Origin of the sequence: Kitasatospora putterlickiae (assembly GCF_039527695.1) — a bacterium.
GTDB classification, from domain to species: Bacteria; Actinomycetota; Actinomycetes; order Streptomycetales; family Streptomycetaceae; genus Kitasatospora; species Kitasatospora putterlickiae.
Window position 1 is genome coordinate 31,030 of record NZ_BAAAKJ010000021.1, and the last position, 19,231, is coordinate 50,260.

19 protein-coding genes are annotated in these 19,231 nt (G+C 71.2%); 13 read left to right on the forward strand and 6 right to left on the reverse strand.

Annotation, left to right across the window (positions count from 1 at the left end):
- Positions 1-30 precede the first annotated feature (30 nt).
- Entirely contained in the window at positions 31-2,127 is a 2,097-nt protein-coding gene (gene tkt, locus ABD308_RS02675) for a transketolase (RefSeq protein WP_344324878.1), read from the reverse strand.
- A 500-nt stretch (positions 2,128-2,627) separates the two neighbouring features.
- Between tkt and ABD308_RS02680 the strand changes: the two genes are divergently transcribed.
- Positions 2,628-3,569 (forward strand): heme o synthase, encoded by a 942-nt coding sequence (locus ABD308_RS02680; protein WP_344324880.1) that lies wholly within the window; start codon positions 2,628-2,630, stop codon positions 3,567-3,569.
- 89 nt (positions 3,570-3,658) lie between these two features.
- Here the strand turns inward: ABD308_RS02680 and ABD308_RS02685 are convergent, their stop codons facing one another.
- Entirely contained in the window at positions 3,659-4,300 is a 642-nt protein-coding gene (locus ABD308_RS02685) for a DUF2461 domain-containing protein (RefSeq protein WP_344324882.1), read from the reverse strand.
- Between the two features lie 72 nt (positions 4,301-4,372).
- On the opposite strand from ABD308_RS02685, the gene ABD308_RS02690 reads away from it, so the two are divergent.
- Positions 4,373-4,711, forward strand: coding sequence for a hypothetical protein (locus ABD308_RS02690; RefSeq protein ID WP_344324884.1), 339 nt, complete (start codon positions 4,373-4,375; stop codon positions 4,709-4,711).
- Between the two features lie 75 nt (positions 4,712-4,786).
- Here the strand turns inward: ABD308_RS02690 and ABD308_RS02695 are convergent, their stop codons facing one another.
- The gene (locus ABD308_RS02695) at positions 4,787-5,770 is read right to left on the reverse strand and encodes a COX15/CtaA family protein (protein ID WP_344324886.1); all 984 of its coding nucleotides are present in this window, start codon (positions 5,768-5,770) and stop codon (positions 4,787-4,789) included.
- 246 nt (positions 5,771-6,016) lie between these two features.
- On the opposite strand from ABD308_RS02695, the gene ABD308_RS02700 reads away from it, so the two are divergent.
- Positions 6,017-7,417, forward strand: coding sequence for a choice-of-anchor A family protein (locus ABD308_RS02700; protein ID WP_344324889.1), 1,401 nt, complete (start codon positions 6,017-6,019; stop codon positions 7,415-7,417).
- Positions 7,418-7,780: 363 nt separating this feature from the next.
- The gene (locus ABD308_RS02705) at positions 7,781-8,497 is read left to right on the forward strand and encodes an LAETG motif-containing sortase-dependent surface protein (protein ID WP_344324892.1); all 717 of its coding nucleotides are present in this window, start codon (positions 7,781-7,783) and stop codon (positions 8,495-8,497) included.
- Between the two features lie 88 nt (positions 8,498-8,585).
- On the opposite strand, the gene ABD308_RS02710 is transcribed toward ABD308_RS02705, so the two are convergent.
- Positions 8,586-9,365 (reverse strand): ABC transporter permease, encoded by a 780-nt coding sequence (locus ABD308_RS02710; RefSeq protein ID WP_344324894.1) that lies wholly within the window; start codon positions 9,363-9,365, stop codon positions 8,586-8,588.
- A complete protein-coding gene (locus ABD308_RS02715) occupies positions 9,362-10,288 on the reverse strand; it encodes an ABC transporter ATP-binding protein (protein ID WP_344324896.1) in 927 nt (308 codons plus the stop codon). The genes ABD308_RS02710 and ABD308_RS02715 overlap by 4 nt, the downstream gene beginning before the upstream one ends.
- 164 nt (positions 10,289-10,452) lie before the next feature.
- Between ABD308_RS02715 and ABD308_RS02720 the strand changes: the two genes are divergently transcribed.
- The 8 genes from ABD308_RS02720 (at position 10,453) to ABD308_RS02755 (ending at position 17,281) form a co-directional block, all read left to right on the forward strand.
- Complete coding sequence (locus ABD308_RS02720; RefSeq protein WP_344324898.1) at positions 10,453-11,298, forward strand: helix-turn-helix transcriptional regulator; 846 nt, start codon at positions 10,453-10,455, stop codon at positions 11,296-11,298.
- A gap of 9 nt (positions 11,299-11,307) precedes the next feature.
- On the forward strand, positions 11,308-12,723 hold the full coding sequence (gene sufB / locus ABD308_RS02725; protein WP_344324900.1) for a Fe-S cluster assembly protein SufB: 1,416 nt from the start codon (positions 11,308-11,310) through the stop codon (positions 12,721-12,723).
- Positions 12,724-12,784: 61 nt separating this feature from the next.
- On the forward strand, positions 12,785-14,044 hold the full coding sequence (gene sufD / locus ABD308_RS02730) for a Fe-S cluster assembly protein SufD (protein WP_344324902.1): 1,260 nt from the start codon (positions 12,785-12,787) through the stop codon (positions 14,042-14,044).
- A 5-nt stretch (positions 14,045-14,049) separates the two neighbouring features.
- A complete protein-coding gene (locus ABD308_RS02735; protein WP_344324904.1) occupies positions 14,050-14,367 on the forward strand; it encodes a bifunctional 3-phenylpropionate/cinnamic acid dioxygenase ferredoxin subunit in 318 nt (105 codons plus the stop codon).
- A gap of 6 nt (positions 14,368-14,373) precedes the next feature.
- Positions 14,374-15,138: a Fe-S cluster assembly ATPase SufC gene (gene sufC / locus ABD308_RS02740; RefSeq protein WP_344324907.1), complete on the forward strand. Its 765-nt coding sequence runs from the start codon at positions 14,374-14,376 to the stop codon at positions 15,136-15,138.
- A 32-nt stretch (positions 15,139-15,170) separates the two neighbouring features.
- The gene (locus ABD308_RS02745) at positions 15,171-16,418 is read left to right on the forward strand and encodes a cysteine desulfurase (protein WP_344324966.1); all 1,248 of its coding nucleotides are present in this window, start codon (positions 15,171-15,173) and stop codon (positions 16,416-16,418) included.
- A gap of 20 nt (positions 16,419-16,438) precedes the next feature.
- Positions 16,439-16,891, forward strand: coding sequence for a Fe-S cluster assembly sulfur transfer protein SufU (sufU, locus tag ABD308_RS02750; RefSeq protein ID WP_344324910.1), 453 nt, complete (start codon positions 16,439-16,441; stop codon positions 16,889-16,891).
- A gap of 9 nt (positions 16,892-16,900) precedes the next feature.
- On the forward strand, positions 16,901-17,281 hold the full coding sequence (locus tag ABD308_RS02755; RefSeq protein WP_344324913.1) for a metal-sulfur cluster assembly factor: 381 nt from the start codon (positions 16,901-16,903) through the stop codon (positions 17,279-17,281).
- Positions 17,282-17,463: 182 nt separating this feature from the next.
- On the opposite strand, the gene ABD308_RS02760 is transcribed toward ABD308_RS02755, so the two are convergent.
- Positions 17,464-18,339, reverse strand: coding sequence for a hypothetical protein (locus tag ABD308_RS02760; RefSeq protein WP_344324916.1), 876 nt, complete (start codon positions 18,337-18,339; stop codon positions 17,464-17,466).
- A 391-nt stretch (positions 18,340-18,730) separates the two neighbouring features.
- Between ABD308_RS02760 and ABD308_RS02765 the strand changes: the two genes are divergently transcribed.
- Positions 18,731-19,216: a hypothetical protein gene (locus ABD308_RS02765; RefSeq protein WP_344324919.1), complete on the forward strand. Its 486-nt coding sequence runs from the start codon at positions 18,731-18,733 to the stop codon at positions 19,214-19,216.
- Positions 19,217-19,231 lie beyond the last annotated feature (15 nt).

Genomic DNA, 19,231 nt, shown 5'->3' on the forward strand with positions numbered 1-19,231 from the left:
GTGTGCGGTCGGCGCCCCGGCCCGGTGCCGCTAGCGGCTGACGGCTTCGAGCGAGCGCAGCGCGTTGTGGGCCTCGGCGACCACGCGCTCGGCGGTGATGCCGAACTCCTCGAAGAGCACCTTGTAGTCGGCGGAGGCGCCGAAGTGCTCCAGCGAGACGATCCGGCCGTGGTCGCCGACCAGCTCGCGCCAGCCCTGGGCGATGCCGGCCTCGACCGAGACGCGGGCCTTGACCGACGGCGGCAGCACGCTGTCGCGGTAGGCCTGGTCCTGCTCCTGGAACCACTCGAAGGACGGCAGCGAGACGACCCGGGTGGCGATGCCCTCGGCCTCCAGGACCTCGCGGGCCTTGACGGCCAGCTGGACCTCGGAACCGGTGCCGAGCAGGATCACCTGCGGGGTGCCGGTGGAGGCCTCGGCCAGGACGTAGCCGCCCTTGGCGGTGTCCTCGGCGCTGCCGTGGGAGGAGCGGTCGAAGGTCGGGACGTTCTGGCGGGTGAGCGCCAGGCCGACCGGGCCGGGGTGGGTGGTCTGCCGCTCGATGATCGTGCGCCAGGCGACGGCGGTCTCGTTGGCGTCGGCCGGGCGGACCACGGTCAGGCCCGGGATGGCGCGCAGCGAGGCCAGGTGCTCGACCGGCTGGTGGGTCGGGCCGTCCTCGCCGAGGCCGATGGAGTCGTGCGTCCACACGTAGGTGACCGGCAGCTTCATCAGGGCGGCCAGGCGGACGGCCGGGCGCATGTAGTCGGCGAAGACCAGGAAGGTGCCGCCGTAGACGCGGGTCTTCCCGTGCAGGGCGATGCCGTTCATGGTGGAGCCCATGGCGTGCTCGCGGATGCCGAAGTGGATGGTGCGGCCGAAGGGGCCGGCCGTCTTCAGCGGGTTGCCCTCGGGGAGGAAGGAGCTGTCCTCGTCGATGGTGGTGAGGTTGGACTCGGCGAGGTCGGCCGAGCCGCCCCACAGCTCCGGGATCACCGCGCCGAGCGCCTTGAGGGTCTCGCCGCTGGCCTTGCGGGTGGCGACGTCCTTGCCGGCCTCGAAGACCGGGAGGGTCTTCTTCCAGCCGTCGGGCAGCTCGCCGGCCTCGATGCGGTCGAACTCGGCGGAGCGGTGCGGGTTGGCGGCGCGCCAGGCGTCGAAGGACCGCTGCCACTCGGCGCGGGCGGCCTTGCCGCGCTTGACGACCAGCCGGGCGTGCTCGATGACCTGGTCGCTGACCTCGAAGGTCTTCTCCGGGTCGAAGCCCAGGACCTTCTTGGTGGCGGCGATCTCGGCGGCGCCGAGCGCGGAGCCGTGGGCCTTGGCGGTGTTCTGGGCGTCCGGCGCCGGCCAGGCGATGATCGTGCGCATGGCGATCATCGACGGGCGGGAGGTCTCGGCCTTCGCGGCGGCCAGCGCCTCGGCGAGCGCGGCCACGTCGATGTCGCCGTTGGACTTCGGGGTGACCCGCTGGACGTGCCAGCCGTACGCCTCGTAGCGCTTGAGGACGTCCTCGGAGAAGGCGGTCTCGGTGTCGCCCTCGATCGAGATGTGGTTGTCGTCGTACACCGCGACCAGGTTGCCGAGCTTCTGGTGGCCGGCCAGCGAGGAGGCCTCGGCGGAGATGCCCTCCTCCAGGTCGCCGTCGGAGACGACGGCCCAGACGGTGTGGTCGAAGGGCGACTCGCCGGCCGGGGCGTCCGGGTCGAACAGGCCGCGCTCGAAGCGGGCGGCCATCGCCATGCCCACGGCGTTGGCGATGCCCTGGCCGAGCGGGCCGGTGGTGGTCTCGACGCCGGCGGTGTGGCCGTGCTCGGGGTGGCCCGGGGTGCGGCTGCCCGCCACCCGGAACGCCTTGAGGTCGTCGAGCTCCAGGCCGTAGCCGGAGAAGTAGAGCTGGGTGTAAAGCGTCAGGCTGGTGTGACCGGGGGAGAGGACGAACCGGTCACGGCCGACCCAGGACGGATCGGTCGGGTCGTGGCGCAGGAAGCGCTGGAAGATCAGGTAGGCGGCCGGGGCCAGGGACATCGCGGTCCCGGGGTGTCCGTTGCCGACCTTCTGAACCGCGTCCATCGCCAGGACCCGGGCCGTGTCGACGGTCCGCTCGTCGAGGTCCGACCACTCGAATGCATTCGGCGTCGTGCTCACCCTGTCTCAGGGCTCCTTCCATGGTGAAGAGTGACCCCGTGAGGGACCGGGTCGGCCACGTCGCTGGGGCCGGACGCTGTGGTGGTGCCGGTCACGGAGGGTAGATCCCGCTTCTGTGGGCGAGCCTACCGTCCGGGCCGTGGCTCACCCTCCGTGGTGGGACAACTCAGGCATGTTGGCCGTCATTCCCCGGACGGTCCGTGGACGACCGCGCGTCGGCACGGCCGGCCCCTTTGTCCACCCTCGCCCGGATCCGCCCCGTTCGCCTCTCCGGGGTGCGGGAGGGGGGTGCGGCGGCCGCGCGGGGGCCCGCGCCGGCGACGTTCCAGGTCGGGGCGGTGGGGTTCACCCGGGGGTGTGCGTTCCGCCTCGCCGGGGCACCCCGGGGCCGGTGGGGAGATATGGAGCGTCTAAGGTGGCGTGGTACGCGCAGAGCGGACGATTCGGGAGACAACGTTCCGGTGGCCGCCTGTGAGGATTCATCTTCAGTTGGGGTGTTAGTGACCGCCGTCGAATCCCGTCCCGCCGGGGTCACCGGGGCGACGCCTGCGCAACGGCCGTTCGGGGCCCGTGTCGGCGCCTTCGTCGCACTGACCAAACCGCGGATCATCGAGCTGCTGCTGATCACCACGGTGCCGGTGATGTTCCTCGCGGAGCGCGGCGTGCCGGACCTGCTGCTGGTGCTGAAGGTGGTCCTCGGCGGGTACCTCTCGGCGGGCGGCGCCAACGCCCTCAACATGTACATCGACCGCGACATCGACGCGGTGATGTCGCGGACCGAGCGCCGGCCGATCGTCACCGGCATGGTCTCGCCGCGCGAGGCGCTGGTGTTCGGCATCGCGCTCGGCGTCCTGTCGACGGTCTGGCTGGGCGTCCTGGTCAACTGGCTGTCCTCGGCGCTGGCGCTCGGCGCCCTCCTCTTCTACGTGTTCGTCTACACGCTGGGGCTCAAGCGGCGCACCGCGCAGAACATCGTCTGGGGCGGGATCGCCGGCTGCATGCCGGTCTTCGTCGGCTGGGCGGCCGTCACCAACTCGGTCTCCTGGTCGGCGCTGGTGCTCTTCCTGGTGATCTTCTTCTGGACGCCGCCGCACTACTGGCCGCTGTCGATGAAGGTCCGCGAGGACTACGCCCGGGCCGGGGTGCCGATGCTGCCGGTGGTCAAGGGCAACCTGGCGGTCGCCAAGCAGATCGTCGCCTACTCCTGGGTGATGGTGGGCGTCTCGCTGCTGCTGTGGCCGCTGGCCGACACCAGCTGGCTCTACCCGGTGGCGGCGGTGCTGCTCGGCGCGGCCTGGCTCAAGGAGGCGCACGCGCTGTACGGGCGGGCCAAGGCCGGTGTGGTGGGCGCCAAGCTCAAGGAGATGCGGCTGTTCCACTGGTCGATCACCTACCTGACGCTGCTGTTCGTGGTGATCGCGGTGGATCCGTTCGTGAAGTGAGCCGCTGAAGAAGGCCCCGGTCGATCCGACCGGGGCCTTTTTCGTCGCCCGCTCAGCGATTCGTGGCCCGCTCGGCGTTCGTCGCCCGCTCAGCGGCCGGGGAGCTCCGACGGGCCGACGTGGTCGTCCAGCCAGTCCTTGAGCGGCTGCGAGGCGCGCAGGAAGCCGGTGATCCGGTCGTACGCCGCGCGGGTGCCCAGCCAGGGCTCGGGGGCCCACTCCTGCCAGGCGATCAGCCCCTTGTGGCGCAGCAGCCCGATCCGGGGGTGGTCCTTGGGGTAGCCGCGCGGGGCGGACTTCAGCGAGTCCAGGCCGACCACCTCGGGGCCCGCCCGGCGGACCCGGGCGACCACCCGCTCCAGCCCGGCGCCGGAGACGTCCTCGGCGACCGCGGCCCGGTAGCGCTCCAGCTGGTCGGCCGCGAGCTGGTACAGCCCGTTGCCGCACGCCAGACCGTCGGCGGAGAGCTGGACGTAGCCGCCGGCCCGCAGATGGGCGCCGATGTGGGTCTTGTACGGGGACTTGTCGGCGCTGAACCGGACGTCGCGGTTGGGGCGGAAGATCTTGCCCGGCCCGAACTCGGGCTCCAGCTCGGCGAGCAGCAGCTCCATCGGCTCCCGCACCGCGTGCTCGTACCGGTCCTTGTGGGACTGCCAGAAGGTCTTGGAGTTGTCGGCCTCAAGGTGCTCGTAGAAGTCGAGCGCCTCGGCCGGCCAGCCGTCGAAGGTCACCCCCTCAGTATGTGGCCCGGTGCACACGGCGCTCCCGTCGCCAGTACCCCTACCGCTGGGTAGCATGCGGGCATGAGCAGCGCAGAGACCGCCACCCCCGCCGCGCCGGACGCCCGCGCCGAGCGCCGTGCCAAGCGCATCGCCAAGAACCTGACCGCCTTCGCCGAGCGGCACGGCGGCGGCGCCGACGGTGTCGTCGAGTACGTCGGCGCGGTCGCCACCCGGATCGTGGTGGTCGGCGCGGACGGCACCTGGGGCGACCAGGTCGCGCCCAGCTACGCGATCGGCCGCCGGGCCGCCGAGCTGGCCGGCGTCACCCTGCACGACGACTTCGAGGGCGAGCTGGCCCTGAAGGTGAGGACCGGCGCCTACGAGTGGAAGCGCATGGCCGGCCTGCAGATCGGCGGCTGACGCCCCTTCCCCGGACGGCGCACGCCGAAGGGCCCCGGTCGACGTGACCGGGGCCCTTCGCGATGTCCGGGACCGTCAGACGGCGGCGGGCTCGGGGGCGCGGACGGCGGCGGCGTCCGCCGGGGTGGCCTCGCGGGTGCGCAGGGCGAGGGGGATGCGCAGGGCGGCGATCCAGATCAGGGTGGCGCCCAGCATGTGGAGGCCGACCAGCAGTTCGGGGACGTCGGTGAAGTACTGGACGAAGCCGATCACGCCCTGGAGCAGCAGGCCGATCAGCAGTTCGCGGGCCCGGGCCTTGGCGGCCGGCGGGACCTTGACGGCGGCGAAGACGAAGATCACCGCGATGGACAGGCCGATCGAGACGAAGGCCAGGTCGGCGTGGGCCTGGGCGAGGCGGTCGTAGTCCAGCGGGATGCGCGGGACCATCTTGTTGTCCTTGGGCGTGCCCGGGTGGTGGCCGGCGCCGGTGACCAGGGTGCCGGCGGCGACCAGCAGGCCGATCACGCCGACCAGGACGTAGCTCAGCCGCTTGATGGGCTCGGCCACCAGCGGGCGGGCCGGGCCGTCGCCCTCCTTGGCGCGCTCCCACATCAGCGTCGCGACCCAGACCAGGGCCATCGCGGCGATCAGGTGCAGCGCCACGGTGTAGGGGTTGAGGCCGGTCAGCACGGTGATGCCGCCGAGCACGGCGTTGCTCATCACCAGCCAGAACTGCGCCCAGCCGAGCCTGGTCAGGCCGCGCCGGTAGGGCCGGTGGCAGCGGGCGGCGAGGATCGCCCAGCCGACGGCGGCGCTCAGCACGTAGGTGAGCATCCGGTTGGCGAACTCGATGACGCCGTGGAAGCCCATCTCGGCGGTCGGGGTGAGGCTCTCGTCGGTGCAGCGCGGCCAGGTGGTGCAGCCGAGGCCGGAGGCGGTGAGGCGGACGGCACCGCCGGTGACGACGATCACCACGCTCATCACCAGCGCGGCGAACGCGGCGCGCTTGACCACGGCGGCGGAGGGCTGCCAGCGCTCGGCGAGCAGGGAGAAGGGGGTGGTGTTAGGCACGGCGTCCATGGTATGCGGCCTTACAGGCGATCTTGGAGCGGGGCGGACGCCGTCGTTCCGACCGAACGGGCCAGCTTTCCCATGTCGACTTAGCGGTAAACCCATGGACCGTAAAGATGGAGCAAAAAGGACTGTTCGGGCAACGCGGGCAATGGTCTTGACCAATCACCCATTTGGCCGAAAGAGTGCGGGTTGGTCCATACCTTTTTCAGGTGGACCCCTCCCACCCCCCGCACGTAAGCGGAGAACCTGCACATGCGCATATCCGTTCCCACCGCGGCGCTCGCGCTCGGTGGATCACTCGTACTGGCCGGGCTCGTAGCCCCGGCCACCGCCCACGCGGCCGACCCGAACCAGTGCCTGAGCCTCGGGGTCGCCAACCTCTACGGTGAGTTCGTCGAGGGTGACGACACCCATACGCCGGACGCCGAGGGTGCGGTGGCGGTCGGCGGCAACGCCGACTTCACCGGCGGCTTCTCGGTCGGCCAGGAGCTGACCTCGGACCAGGTGAAGGCACTGCCCGGCGGCAACGCCCTGGTCGTCGCCGGCAAGCTGACCGGCCACAACACCCAGGTGATGAAGGGCAACGGCGTCTACGGCTCGAAGACCGAAGCCGACGTGATCCAGGCCCACCAGGGCGCCGTCGGCCAGGGCAAGTCGCCGATCGACTTCGCCGCCGAGTTCGCCAAGGCGCGCTCCGTGGCCACCACGCTGGCGGGGCTGCCGCAGACCGCCGGCGCCACGGTCGAGGCCAAGGGCAAGGAGCTCCACCTCACCAGCGGTGACGCGAAGTTCAACAGCTTCACGGTCTCCGCCGCCACCCTGCAGGGCGCCACCGACATCTTCGTGAAGGTGCCGGCCGGCGCGGTCACCGTGGTCACCGTGACCGGCTCGTCGTACGACCAGGCCGCCGCGAAGACCACCGGCTTCCACCTGTGGGACGAGGGCAAGAAGGCCTACGTCCTGGACGACAAGCTGCAGAGCGCGCACGGCGGCGCCATCCGCTCCAAGCTGCTCTGGAACTTCCCGACCGCCACCAAGGTGGTCAAGAGCAGCACGGCCGCCTGGTCCGGCACCGTGCTGGCGCCGAACGCCGCGTTCGACCTCGGCTCGGCCGCCCCGGTGAACGGCTCGGTCATCGTCAAGTCGCTGACCGGCAAGGGCGGTGCGGAGACGCACCACTACCCGTTCACCGGCTGCCTGCCGCCCGTCGTGCCGCCGACCACGCCGCCGACCACCCCGGCCACCACGCCGCCGGTGGTGGTGCCGACCGGCACGCCGTCCGCCACCACCACGCCGTCGACGCCGGCCACCCCGGGCACCACCGGGACGCCGAGCACGCCGCCGGCCACCCCGGGTACCCCCGGCACCCCCGGTCCGTCCGTGACGCCGGGCGTTTCGGGCAGCCCGTCCCCGTCGGGTACGGCCAAGCCGTCCGCCGGCGCCTCGGCGAGCCCGTCGGCCTCCGCGTCCGGCGCGGCGGCCGTGCCGGGCGCCTCGGCGAGCCCGTCGGCCCAGGCCAACGCCGGGGGCGACCTCGCCCACACCGGCTCCGGCCCGGTCGTGCCGCTGGCGATCGGCGGCGCGGTGGTCACCGCCGCCGGTGGCGCGCTGGTCCTGGTCGCGCGTCGGCGCAAGGCGGCCGGCCAGGTCTGAGCCCGTCGCAGGATGGCACGGAACTGATCCGGATTGCCCGATCAGGCACCCCCGGTNNATCGCGAACGATCACCGGGGGTCGCGCTTTTCGGCCACTGTGACAGAGTTCATTTCAAGTTGGCCGAAGCGGTGTCGTCCGAGGCAGTGGGTGTGATGGGCTGCCGATGCACAAGAGGGTGCGGACGGAAAGAGTGAATCCGGCCGCGCAGCGGGGTGTGGAGGGGTACGGGGGTGCCGGTAGAGTCCCCCGGACAGTCGTAGCGGGCCACCGCTGTTCCACTCAACGCGCCTGCTGCACAAGACCGTTCGGAGGGGACAAACGAGATGGCGCGACAGCGGCGGCAGACAGTGACCGGAACCGGCGTGGCGATCGCGGGAACGGCGGCGGCCGCGGTGCTGCTGCCGGTGGTGCTGGCGACCAGTGCCTTGGCCCATGTGCCGACCTGGCAGGTGACCTGCGACAAGATCGCGGTCGACCTGACCAACTACAGCCCCGACACGAACATCAAGAACGTCGTCAGCCTGACCGTCGGCGGGGCGAAGCTGCTCGACCAGCAGGTGTTCGGCAAGGAGTTCCACCAGACCTTCCCGGTGGCCGCGCACAGCGCGCCGGTCGAGGCCACGCTCGTGGTGACCACCACCGAGGACCCGAAGAACAAGGACTGGAACAAGACCGAGACCAAGACGATCCCGGTCTGCGAGACCCCGACCCCGACGCCGACGCCCACGCCGACGCCCACGCCTACGCCGACGCCGACTCCCACGCCGACCCCGACCCCGACGCCCACGCCGACGCGGACCCCCACCCCCACCCCGACGCCGACGCCCACGCCGACGCCCACCCGCACGGCGACGCCGACCCCGACCCCGACGCCCACCCGCACGGCGACCCCGACCCCGACCCCGACTCCCACGCCGACCCCGACGCCGACCCGCACCCCGGCCGCACCGGCCCTCGCGCAGACCGGTAGCAGCGACGCCACCCCGGTCATCGCGGCCGTCGGCGGCGGAGTGGTCCTCCTCGGCGGCGCCCTCGTCCTGCTCACCCGCCGCCGCCGCGGCACCAGCACCGAGGGCTGACCGGAGCACCGGCGCACCGGACCACCACGACGACGGCCCCCGGCTCATCCATGAGCCGGGGGCCGTCCCGTCGTTCACCGCCGGGCCGCTACTCCCAGCGGAAGAAGCGGGCGGCGGCGGTGAGGGCGAGGGCGGACCAGGCGGCGAGGATGCCGAGGTCGGCCCAGGGGGTGGCGGCGCCGGTCTGGAGGACGGAGCGGAGGCCGTCGGAGAGGGCGGCGATCGGGAGGAGCTCCAGCGCGGACTGGACGGCGGCGGGGAACTTGGAGAGCGGGACGATCACCCCGCCGGCCAGCAGCAGCAGGATGAAGACCAGGTTGGCGGCGGCCAGGGTGGCCTCCGCGCGCAGGGTGCCGGCCATGAGCAGGCCGAGGCCGGAGAAGGCGGCGGTGCCGAGGACGAGCAGGGCCAGGACGCTGAGCGGGTTGCCCTGGGGGGACCAGCCGAGGGCCAGGGCGATCACCGACAGCAGCACCACCTGGAGTGCCTCGGTGACCAGGACGCAGCCGGTCTTCGCGGTGAGCAGCGCCCAGCGGGGGAGCGGGCTGGCGCCCAGGCGCTTCAGCACGCCGTAGCGGCGCTCGAAGCCGGTGGCGATGGCCTGGCCGGTGAACGCGGTGGACATCACCGCGAGCGCGAGCAGTCCGGGGGCCAGGAAGTCGACCCGCTTGCCGGGGCCCTCGACGGCGACGATGTCGATGGCGGAGAAGAGCACCAGCAGCACCGTCGGGATGACCACGGTGAGCAGCAGCTGCTCACCGTTGCGCAGCAGCATCCGGGTCTCGAACGCGGTCTGCGCGAGCAGCATCCGGCCGACCGGCGCGGCACCGGGCCGCGGCGCGTAGTCGGTGGGGTCGGTGGTCGTCATGAACGCAGGTCCCGTCCGGTCAGGTCGAGGAAGACGTCTTCGAGGCTGCGGCGCTGCACCGCGAGCCGTTCGGGCAGGATCCCGGCGGCCGCGCACCAGGCGGTGACGGTGGCCAGCAGCCGCGGGTCGACCGGCGCCTCGACGCGGTAGCTGCCGGGGGAGGTCTCGGCGGCGGTGGCGCCCTCGGGCAGCTCCTTGAGCAGGACCGTGAGGTCGAGCCCGGGCGGGGCGTCGAAGCGCACGGTGGACTCGGCGCCGTCGCGGCACAGCGCGTCCGGGGTGCCCTCGGCGATCACCCGGCCGCGGTCGACGATGGCGACCTGGTCGGCGAGCTGTTCGGCCTCCTCCATGTGGTGGGTGGTGACCACCACGGTGACGCCGTCCCGGCGCAGGTCGCGGACCAGTTCCCAGGTGGCGCGGCGGGCCTGCGGGTCCAGGCCCGCGGTGGGCTCGTCCAGGAAGACCAGCTCGGGGCGGCCGACCACGGCCATCGCCAGCGCGAGCCGCTGCTGCTGGCCGCCGGAGAGCCGGCGGTAGGTGGTGCGGCCGCAGGAGCCGAGGCCGAGCCGCTCGACCAGCGCGTCGACGTCCAGCGGGTGGGCGTGCAGCTTCGCGGTGTGCCGGAGCATCTCGACGGCGCGGGCCCCCGCGTAGACGCCGCCGGACTGCAGCATCACACCGATCCGGGGGCGCAGCGCGGCGCCCTGGGCGACCGGGTCCAGGCCGAGCACCCGGACGGTGCCGGCGTCGGGACGGCGGTAGCCCTCGCAGGTCTCGATGGTGGTGGTCTTGCCGGCGCCGTTGGGCCCGAGGACGGCGGTGACCGCGCCGCGCGCGATGCCGAGGTCGAGACCGTCCACCGCGGCCTTCCCGCCGTAGCGCTTGACCAGCCCGGTGATCTGGACCGCGGGTTCGGATTGCATACGGGTGAGTCTAAGAGGCCCCAACAGGCCGTTCGCACGCTGGGCTTGATCACTTCATCCGCAGGTCAGGTAAGGCTTACCTGCGTGACAGATGACACGGATGAGGCCTGCATCACGGCTTGTCCTGCCGGAAGCAATTACGCAACACTGGTGTTGTGAAAAACATGCGCGAGCACCCCCCGCAGCAGGAGGCCGAGTCGGCCCCCGGCTGTGCCGTGCCCGCGACGGCGGCCGAGGTGCTGCTGGACGGCCACCGCGCCACCCGCGACCGGGTCGCCCGCTCCATCCTGGACCACGGCCCCTCCTCGGCCGCCGACCTGGCGAGCCGGCTCGGCCTCACCTCCGCCGCCGTCCGCCGTCACCTGGACGGACTGGCGGCTGCTGGTCTGGTCGAGTCCCGCGAGCGGAAGGTCTACGGCAGCCGCGGCCGGGGCCGCCCGGCCAAGGTCTTCGCCCTCACCGACGCCGGCCGGGACGCCTTCTACCAGGAGTACGACCAGCTCGCCGCCGACGCGCTGCGCTGGATCTCCGACTCGGTCGGCGGCGGCAAGGCCGGCGAGGAGGCGGTCGCCGCCTTCGCCCGCGCCCGGTTCGGCCGGCAGGCGGAGAAGTACCTGGAGGCGCTGCGGACCACCGGAGCGGCCGAGCGCACCGAGGCACTGGCCCAGGCGCTGAGCGCCGACGGGTACGCTGCCACGGTGCGGCGGGTCCCGTCGGCCGCGGCGAAGGCCCCGGCGGGCGCCCAGCTCTGCCAGCACCACTGCCCGGTCGCGCACATCGCCGAGCAGTTCCCGCAGCTCTGCGAGGCGGAGACCGAGGTCTTCTCCCAGCTGCTGGGCACCCATGTGCAACGGCTGGCCACCATCGCCCACGGCGACGGGGTCTGCACCACCTATGTGCCGGCACCCGGTGCCGCATCGTCGCCCGCCCTGCGCACCGCCGCGGGCCGGGACACCGGTGCCGCGCCGACTGCCGGTACGTCCATCGATGATTCAGCGTCCGCGCGTTAGGAAGCCCGCATGACTGACACCGTTTCGCACCCCGAGCTCGAAGGCCTGGGCACTTACGAGTACGGCTGGGCCGACCCGGACGTGGCCGGCGCCGCCGCCAAGCGCGGACTGAACGAGGACGTCGTCCGCGACATCTCGGCCAAGAAGAACGAGTCCGAGTGGATGCTGAACCTGCGTCTCAAGGGCCTCAAGCTGTTCGGGAAGAAGCCCATGCCGACCTGGGGCTCCGACCTGTCCGGCATCGACTTCGACAACATCAAGTACTTCGTCCGCTCCACCGAGAAGCAGGCCGAGTCCTGGGAGGACCTGCCGGCGGACATCAAGGCGACGTACGACAAGCTCGGCATCCCGGAGGCGGAGAAGCAGCGCCTGGTCGCCGGCGTCGCCGCCCAGTACGAGTCCGAGGTCGTCTACCACCAGATCCGCGAGGACCTGGAGGAGCAGGGCGTCATCTTCCTGGACACCGACACCGCGCTGCGCGAGCACCCGGAGCTGTTCAAGGAGTACTTCGGCACGGTCATCCCGGCCGGCGACAACAAGTTCGCCGCGCTGAACACGGCCGTCTGGTCCGGCGGCTCCTTCATCTACGTGCCGAAGGGCGTGCGCGTCGACATCCCGCTGCAGGCCTACTTCCGGATCAACACCGAGAACATGGGCCAGTTCGAGCGGACGCTGATCATCGTCGACGAGGACGCCTACGTCCACTACGTCGAGGGCTGCACCGCGCCGATCTACTCCTCCGACTCGCTGCACTCGGCGGTCGTGGAGATCATCGTCAAGAAGGGCGGCCGCTGCCGCTACACGACGATCCAGAACTGGTCGAACAACGTCTACAACCTGGTCACCAAGCGCGCCGTGGCGTACGAGGGCGCGACCATGGAGTGGATCGACGGCAACATCGGCTCCAAGGTCACCATGAAGTACCCGGCCGTCTACCTGATGGGCGAGCACGCCAAGGGCGAGACCCTGTCCATCGCCTTCGCCGGCGAGGGCCAGCACCAGGACGCCGGTGCCAAGATGGTCCACATGGCGCCGAACACCTCCTCCAACATCGTCTCCAAGTCGGTGGCCCGGGGCGGCGGCCGCACCTCCTACCGCGGCCTGATCGAGATCGGCGAGGGCTCCAAGGGCGCCAAGTCCAACGTGCTCTGCGACGCGCTGCTGGTCGACACGATCTCGCGCTCGGACACCTACCCGTACGTGGACGTCCGCGAGGACGACGTGTCCATGGGCCACGAGGCGACCGTCTCCAAGGTCAGCGAGGACCAGCTCTTCTACCTGATGAGCCGCGGCATGACCGAGTTCGAGGCCATGGCGATGATTGTCCGCGGCTTCGTCGAGCCGATCGCGCGCGAGCTGCCGATGGAGTACGCGCTGGAGCTGAACCGGCTGATCGAGCTGCAGATGGAGGGCTCCGTCGGCTGACCCGCCGACCGCCCCGCCGTCCATCGACACGTTTTTGAGGAAGAGAGCACACCGAACAGCCATGGCTGACACGCCTGTGAATGTCACCGGGAACACCCCCGGCTCCACCACCGCCGGTTCGATCGAGGTCGGCACCGCCGGCGCCGGGGCCCAGCTGGCCGGCCCCGGCACCGGACGGGACAGCGTCCGGCAGCCGATCGACGCCCGCGTCGCGGTCGAGCCGTCCTTCGACGTCGCGGACTTCCCGGTGCCCACCGGCCGCGAGGAGGACTGGCGGTTCACCCCGCTGCACCGCCTCGGCGGCCTGCACGACGGGACCGCCGCCGCCGACGCCGAGAAGGTCGCCGCGGGCATCGACAAGGTCGAGCTGAGCCTGCCCGAGGGCGTCACCGCCGAGACCGTCGGCCGTGACGACGCCCGCCTCGGCAAGGCCGGCAAGCCGGTCGACCGGGTCGCCGCGCAGGCGTTCAGCGCCTTCGAGCAGGCGCTCGTGGTCACCGTCCCCAAGGAGACGGTGCTCACCGAGCCGGTGCGGATCGACGTGCACGGCGAGGGCGGCACCCGCTTCGCCCACGTGGTCATCGACGTCAAGCCGTTCGCCGAGGCCGTCGTGGTGCTGAACCACACCGGCACCGGCACCCGGGCCGCCAACGTCGAGCTGCTGCTCGGCGACGGCGCCAAGCTCACCTTCGTCTCGGTCCAGGACTGGGACCGCGACGCGGTGCACACCGCCCAGCAGACCGCGCTGATCGGCCGCGACGCCTCGCTGAAGTCCGTCGTCGTCACCTTCGGCGGCGACGTGGTCCGGCTGCACCCGCGCGTGAACTACGCCGCGCCCGGCGGCGAGGCCGAGCTGTTCGGCCTCTACTTCGCCGACGCCGGCCAGCACCTGGAGCACCGGCTGGTCATCGACCACGACACCCCGCACTGCCGCTCCAACGTCGTCTACAAGGGCGCGCTGCAGGGCCAGGACGCGCACGCCGTGTGGATCGGCGACGTGCTGATCCGCGCCGCCGCCGAGGGCACCGACACCTACGAGCACAACCGCAACCTGGTGCTCACCGACGGCGCCCGGGTCGACTCCGTGCCGAACCTGGAGATCGAGACCGGCGAGATCGTCGGCGCCGGCCACGCCTCCGCCACCGGCCGATTCGACGACGAGCAGCTCTTCTACCTGCAGGCCCGCGGCATCCCGGCCGACGAGGCCCGCCGCCTGGTGGTGCGCGGCTTCTTCGCCGAGCTGGTCCAGCAGATCGGCGTCGCCGAGATCCAGGACCACCTCATGGCGAAGATCGAGGCCGAGCTGGAAGCGGCGGTCTGACACCCATGAGCTTCCTTCGCGCCTGCGCGCTGAGCGAACTGGCTGAGGACGTGCCCAAGCGCGTCGACCTCAACGGCGTCCCGGTCGCCGTCGTCCGCACCGACGAGGGGGTGTTCGCGATCAACGACATCTGCTCGCACGCGAACGTCTCGCTCTCCGAGGGCGAGGTCGAGGACTGCATGATCGAGTGCTGGCTGCACGGCTCCAGCTTCGACCTGCGCACCGGCAAGCCCTCCGGCCTGCCCGCCACCAAGCCGGTCGCCGTATACCCCGTAAAGATCGAAGGGGACGATGTGCTCGTCTCCGTCAACCAGGAGTCCTGAGTACACATGGCTACCCTTGAAATCCGCGACCTGCACGTCTCCGTCGAGGCCGAGAACGGCCCGCGCGAGATCCTGAAGGGCGTCGACCTGACCGTGAAGCAGGGCGAGACCCACGCCATCATGGGTCCGAACGGCTCCGGCAAGTCCACCCTGGCCTACTCGCTGGCCGGCCACCCCAAGTACACCGTCACCGGCGGCTCCGTGCTGCTGGACGGCGAGGACGTCCTGGAGATGTCCGTCGACGAGCGCGCCCGGGCCGGCGTCTTCCTGGCCATGCAGTACCCGGTCGAGGTCCCCGGCGTCTCGGTCTCCAACTTCCTGCGCACCGCCGCCACCGCCGTCCGCGGCGAGGCCCCCAAGCTGCGCACCTGGGTGAAGGAGGTCAAGGAGGCGATGGCCGCCCTCCAGATGGACCCGGCCTTCGCCGAGCGCAACGTCAACGAGGGCTTCTCCGGCGGTGAGAAGAAGCGCCACGAGATCCTCCAGCTGGAGCTGCTCAAGCCGAAGATCGCGATCCTCGACGAGACCGACTCCGGCCTGGACGTCGACGCGCTGCGGGTCGTCTCGGAGGGCATCAACCGCGTTCGTTCGACCGGTGAGGTGGGCACCCTCCTGGTCACCCACTACACCCGCATCCTGCGGTACATCAAGCCCGACCAGGTCCACGTCTTCGCGGGCGGCCGCATCGTCGAGTCCGGCGGTGCCGAGCTGGCCGACAAGCTGGAGGAGGAGGGCTACGAGGCCTACGTGAAGGGTGGCGCGTCCGAGTGACCCATACGCACGAGTCGACCGGGGCGGCGTTCCTGCCGGGCCTGCTCGACACCGACGCGATCCGCAAGGACTTCCCGGTCCTGCAGCGTCTGCTGCACGACGACAAGCCGCTGGTCTACCTGGACAACGCGGCCACCTCGCAGAAGCCCCGCCAGGTCCTTGAGGCCCTGAACGCCTACTACGAGCGGCACAACGCCAACGTCCACCGCGGCGTGCACGTGCTCGCCGAGGAGGCCACGGCGCTGTACGAGGGCGCCCGGGACAAGGTCGCGGCGTTCGTCAACGCGCCGAGCCGCAACGAGGTGGTCTTCACCAAGAACGCCTCGGAGTCGCTCAACCTGGTCGCCAACATGCTGACCTGGGCGGACGAGCCGTACCGGGTGGACGCCGAGTCCGAGATCGTCATCACGGAGATGGAGCACCACTCCAACATCGTCCCGTGGCAGCTGCTCTCGCAGCGCACCGGTGCGAAGCTGAAGTGGTTCGGGCTGACCGACGAGGGCCGGCTCGACCTGTCCAACATCGACGAGCTGATCACCGAGAAGACCAAGGTCGTCTCCTTCACCCTGGTCTCCAACCTGCTCGGCACCGTTAACCCGGTCGAGGCGATCGTGCGCAAGGCGCAGGACGTCGGCGCCCTGGTCGTGATCGACGCCTCGCAGGCCGCGCCGCACATGGTGCTGGACGTCCAGGCGCTGGAGGCCGACTTCGTCGCCTTCACCGGCCACAAGATGCTGGCCCCGACCGGCATCGGCGTGCTCTGGGGCCGCCAGGAGCTGCTGGAGGACCTCCCGCCGTTCCTCGGCGGCGGCGAGATGATCGAGACCGTCACCATGGGCTCGTCCACCTACGCCCCGGCGCCGCACAAGTTCGAGGCCGGCACCCCGCCGATCGCCCAGGCGGTCGGTCTCGGCGCGGCCGTCGACTACCTGTCCGGCATCGGCATGGAGCGGATCGCCGCCCATGAGCACGCGATCACCGCGTACGCGGTCGAGCGGCTGCTGGAGGTCCCGGACCTGCGGATCATCGGCCCGCGCACGGCCGTCGACCGCGGTGCGGCGATCTCCTTCACGCTCGGCGACATCCACCCGCACGACGTGGGCCAGGTGCTCGACGAGCAGGGCATCGCGGTGCGCGTCGGTCACCACTGCGCGCGGCCGGTCTGCCTGCGGTACGGAATTCCGGCGACCACGCGGGCGTCGTTCTACCTGTACTCGACGCCCGGCGAGGTGGACGCGCTGATCGACGGCCTCCACCACGTCCGGAACTTCTTCGGCTGACGGGACGGGGCAACGCGACCATGAAGCTCGACTCGATGTACCAGGACATCATCCTGGACCACTACCGCAACCCGCACGGCAAGGGGCTGCGCGACGGTGACGCCGAGGTGCACCACGTCAACCCGACGTGCGGCGACGAGATCACCCTGCGGGTGAAGCTCGACGGGGCCACCGTGGCGGACGTCTCCTACGAGTCCCAGGGCTGTTCGATCAGCCAGGCCAGCGCCTCGGTGCTGAACGACCTGGTCGTCGGCAAGACCGTGGGCGAGGCGCAGGCGGTCCAGGAGGCCTTCCTGGAGCTGATGCAGAGCAAGGGCCAGGCCGAGGGCGACGAGGAGGTGCTGGAGGACGCGGTCGCGTTCGCCGGCGTCTCCAAGTACCCGGCCCGGGTCAAGTGCGCCCTGCTCAGCTGGATGGCCTGGAAGGACGCCACCGCCAAGGCCCTCGCCGAGCACCCCGCCGTCACCGACTGAGGACACCACATGAGCGACGAAACCACCTCCCCCGCGGAGGAGACGGAGACGGCCACCGGCCCGGTCGGCACCAGCGCCGGCACCGTCTCCGTCGAGGACCTGACCGAGGCCCTGATGGACGTCGTCGACCCCGAACTGGGCATCGACGTCGTCAACCTCGGCCTGATCTACGGCGTCCACATCGACGAGTCCGACGTGGCGACCATCGACATGACCCTCACCTCGGCGGCCTGCCCGCTGACCGACGTGATCGAGGACCAGGCCAAGAGCGCCACCGACGGCCTGGTCCAGGACCTGCGGATCAACTGGGTCTGGATGCCGCCGTGGGGCCCGGACAAGATCACCGACGACGGCCGCGAGCAGCTCCGCGCCCTCGGCTTCAACGTCTGAGGCCGTCCGCCGATCGTCACCCGCTGCCGCGCGAACCTTCGAGGTTCGCGCGGCAGCGGCGTTTCCGCGGACACCCGCCTGTGATCTGCTTCGCTGCGCAGTTCTACCGCCGTTCCCCACCGTCCACCCCCCAGCCGCCTCCCGGCGGGCGCCCGCCGGGAGGCGGCGCTCCCGTGCGCCGCTCAGCCATAGGTCGCCACCGGGGGAGCGATCTCGACATGCGGTGCTCTCGCCCCCAGCAGGGCCGCACGTGCGCGTGCGACACCTCTCGCCGTTGTCACGGAAGCGCCGCTCCCGATCGCCTTGGGCCGGGCTTGGACGAGGCCGGCGCAGGCCCGGCAGATGCCCGGGGCGGGCACCGGGTCGTGGCACTTTCCGCACTCGAAGTAGCGGGTTCTCGGGGGCCCCTGCACCGGCCTGGAAGGAGGCATCTTGTGCTCCAGCCGGTATTCGAGCACGGCCGCCGCCGAGTGCATCGGGGTGGGCAGGCCCGGCAACAGGGCGTGCGCGAGGTCGGCCGCGGTGCAGCCGCGCGCCAGCCACCGTGCCACCAGCGGCGCCAGTTCCCGTGCTTCGTCCTCGCCCAGACGCAGCCGGGGTTCGGGCCGGATCACCCGGAACAGGGTGGCCACCGCCTCCCGCTCGCCTTCGTCCGCCGACTCCGCGGGGAGGGTGGGTTCTTGGCACCGGTCCTTTACAAGAGGGCTGCCAGCGCCGCCGGCTGGCGGCCCACCGGACGCCGGACGGGTGACACCCGGTCGCGCGAGCTGCGGGGTGTCGTAGACGTGCGCCTCACTGCGGAGGGTCCCGTCGGGGAGGCGGACCTTCTCGACGCGGTAGTAGCTGGCGTCGGTGAGCTCCTTCAAGGCCCTGCGAACGGCCCCACGCCCCTGCGGACTGGTGTCGGCCATGTGCCGACCGTCCTCCCGCCAGCCGTCAGGCCGGGAGAGGAGATCCGCGAGCAGTCCGCGGGCGGTGTAACTCAACTTCCGGTACTGCAACACGGAGTTGGGTAGGACGGTGAAGTTGCGCGCGTGGGCGCTACGATGGATCCGCATGGGAGTGTCTGCTCCTGTTGCCTGACCCCGGGGTGTTCCAGCACCGCCGGGGTCGCATTTTTCTCTTTGAGCACGGAACGTACCACGACATTTGACGCAGCGTGAGCTACTCCGTGACTCTCGCTATCGGTGCCCCCATGACGGATCTGCGCCGGGTGTCCGTGGACGAGCTGCTGGGGCGGGTCGAGACCGCGTTGGGGACCAGGCGCGACCGGGCAGCGCTCGCCGAGCGAGGAACAGAGGCCAGTCCATCTCACGCACTCGACCGGGTCCGCACTCAGCTCGGCAACCTCTATCGGCACACCGTCCGGGAATCCACGAACCCGGCGGTCAGGGGAGCCCGCGATAGCATCCGCGAGCTACTGGCGAACTGACCGGAAGGGGAGGCGGCATGACTGTGATCGCGGTGACCGGGCACATGGACCTCGGCGAGGAGAGTGTCGTCCTGGTCCGTAGAGCGCTGGAAGCGCTGCTCGCTGACCACGCCGAGGACGGTGTCACCGGTGTCTCGTGCATCGCCAAGGGCGCGGACTCGATCTTCGCCGACGCGGTGCTTTCGCTCGGCGGCCGGCTGGTCGCCGTGGTTCCGTCGGCCGATTACCGCCAAACCAAGGTCAAGCCGGCATACGCAGCCGAGTTCGACCGTCTTTACCAGGCCGCCGCCGAGGTTGTCGTCATGCCGTTCGTCGAGGCCAACCGCGAGGCGTACGAGGCTGCCAACGACGAGTTGCTACGCCGTGCTGACCACGTGTTCGCCGTGTGGGACGGCAAGCCCGGCAACGGGCGTGGGGGAACCGCTGACACGGTCGCCGCAGCCCGTGCCGCCCAGCTGCCCGTGACGGTCGTGTGGCCCGAAGGAGCCACCCGTACAAGCTGACGACCGTCATCAGGA

Coding starts and splice junctions, on each gene's coding strand:
- ABD308_RS02700 (WP_344324889.1), top strand. CDS start 6,017: ATGCGCATATCCGTTCCCACCGCGGCGCTCGCGCTCGGTGGATCACTC.
- ABD308_RS02720 (WP_344324898.1), top strand. CDS start 10,453: ATGCGCGAGCACCCCCCGCAGCAGGAGGCCGAGTCGGCCCCCGGCTGT.
- ABD308_RS02695 (WP_344324886.1), bottom strand. CDS start 5,770: ATGGACGCCGTGCCTAACACCACCCCCTTCTCCCTGCTCGCCGAGCGC.
- ABD308_RS02715 (WP_344324896.1), bottom strand. CDS start 10,288: ATGCAATCCGAACCCGCGGTCCAGATCACCGGGCTGGTCAAGCGCTAC.
- sufC (WP_344324907.1), top strand. CDS start 14,374: ATGGCTACCCTTGAAATCCGCGACCTGCACGTCTCCGTCGAGGCCGAG.
- sufU (WP_344324910.1), top strand. CDS start 16,439: ATGAAGCTCGACTCGATGTACCAGGACATCATCCTGGACCACTACCGC.
- ABD308_RS02765 (WP_344324919.1), top strand. CDS start 18,731: ATGACTGTGATCGCGGTGACCGGGCACATGGACCTCGGCGAGGAGAGT.
- ABD308_RS02760 (WP_344324916.1), bottom strand. CDS start 18,339: ATGCGGATCCATCGTAGCGCCCACGCGCGCAACTTCACCGTCCTACCC.
- sufD (WP_344324902.1), top strand. CDS start 12,785: ATGGCTGACACGCCTGTGAATGTCACCGGGAACACCCCCGGCTCCACC.
- ABD308_RS02735 (WP_344324904.1), top strand. CDS start 14,050: ATGAGCTTCCTTCGCGCCTGCGCGCTGAGCGAACTGGCTGAGGACGTG.
- ABD308_RS02690 (WP_344324884.1), top strand. CDS start 4,373: ATGAGCAGCGCAGAGACCGCCACCCCCGCCGCGCCGGACGCCCGCGCC.
- sufB (WP_344324900.1), top strand. CDS start 11,308: ATGACTGACACCGTTTCGCACCCCGAGCTCGAAGGCCTGGGCACTTAC.
- ABD308_RS02710 (WP_344324894.1), bottom strand. CDS start 9,365: ATGACGACCACCGACCCCACCGACTACGCGCCGCGGCCCGGTGCCGCG.
- ABD308_RS02755 (WP_344324913.1), top strand. CDS start 16,901: ATGAGCGACGAAACCACCTCCCCCGCGGAGGAGACGGAGACGGCCACC.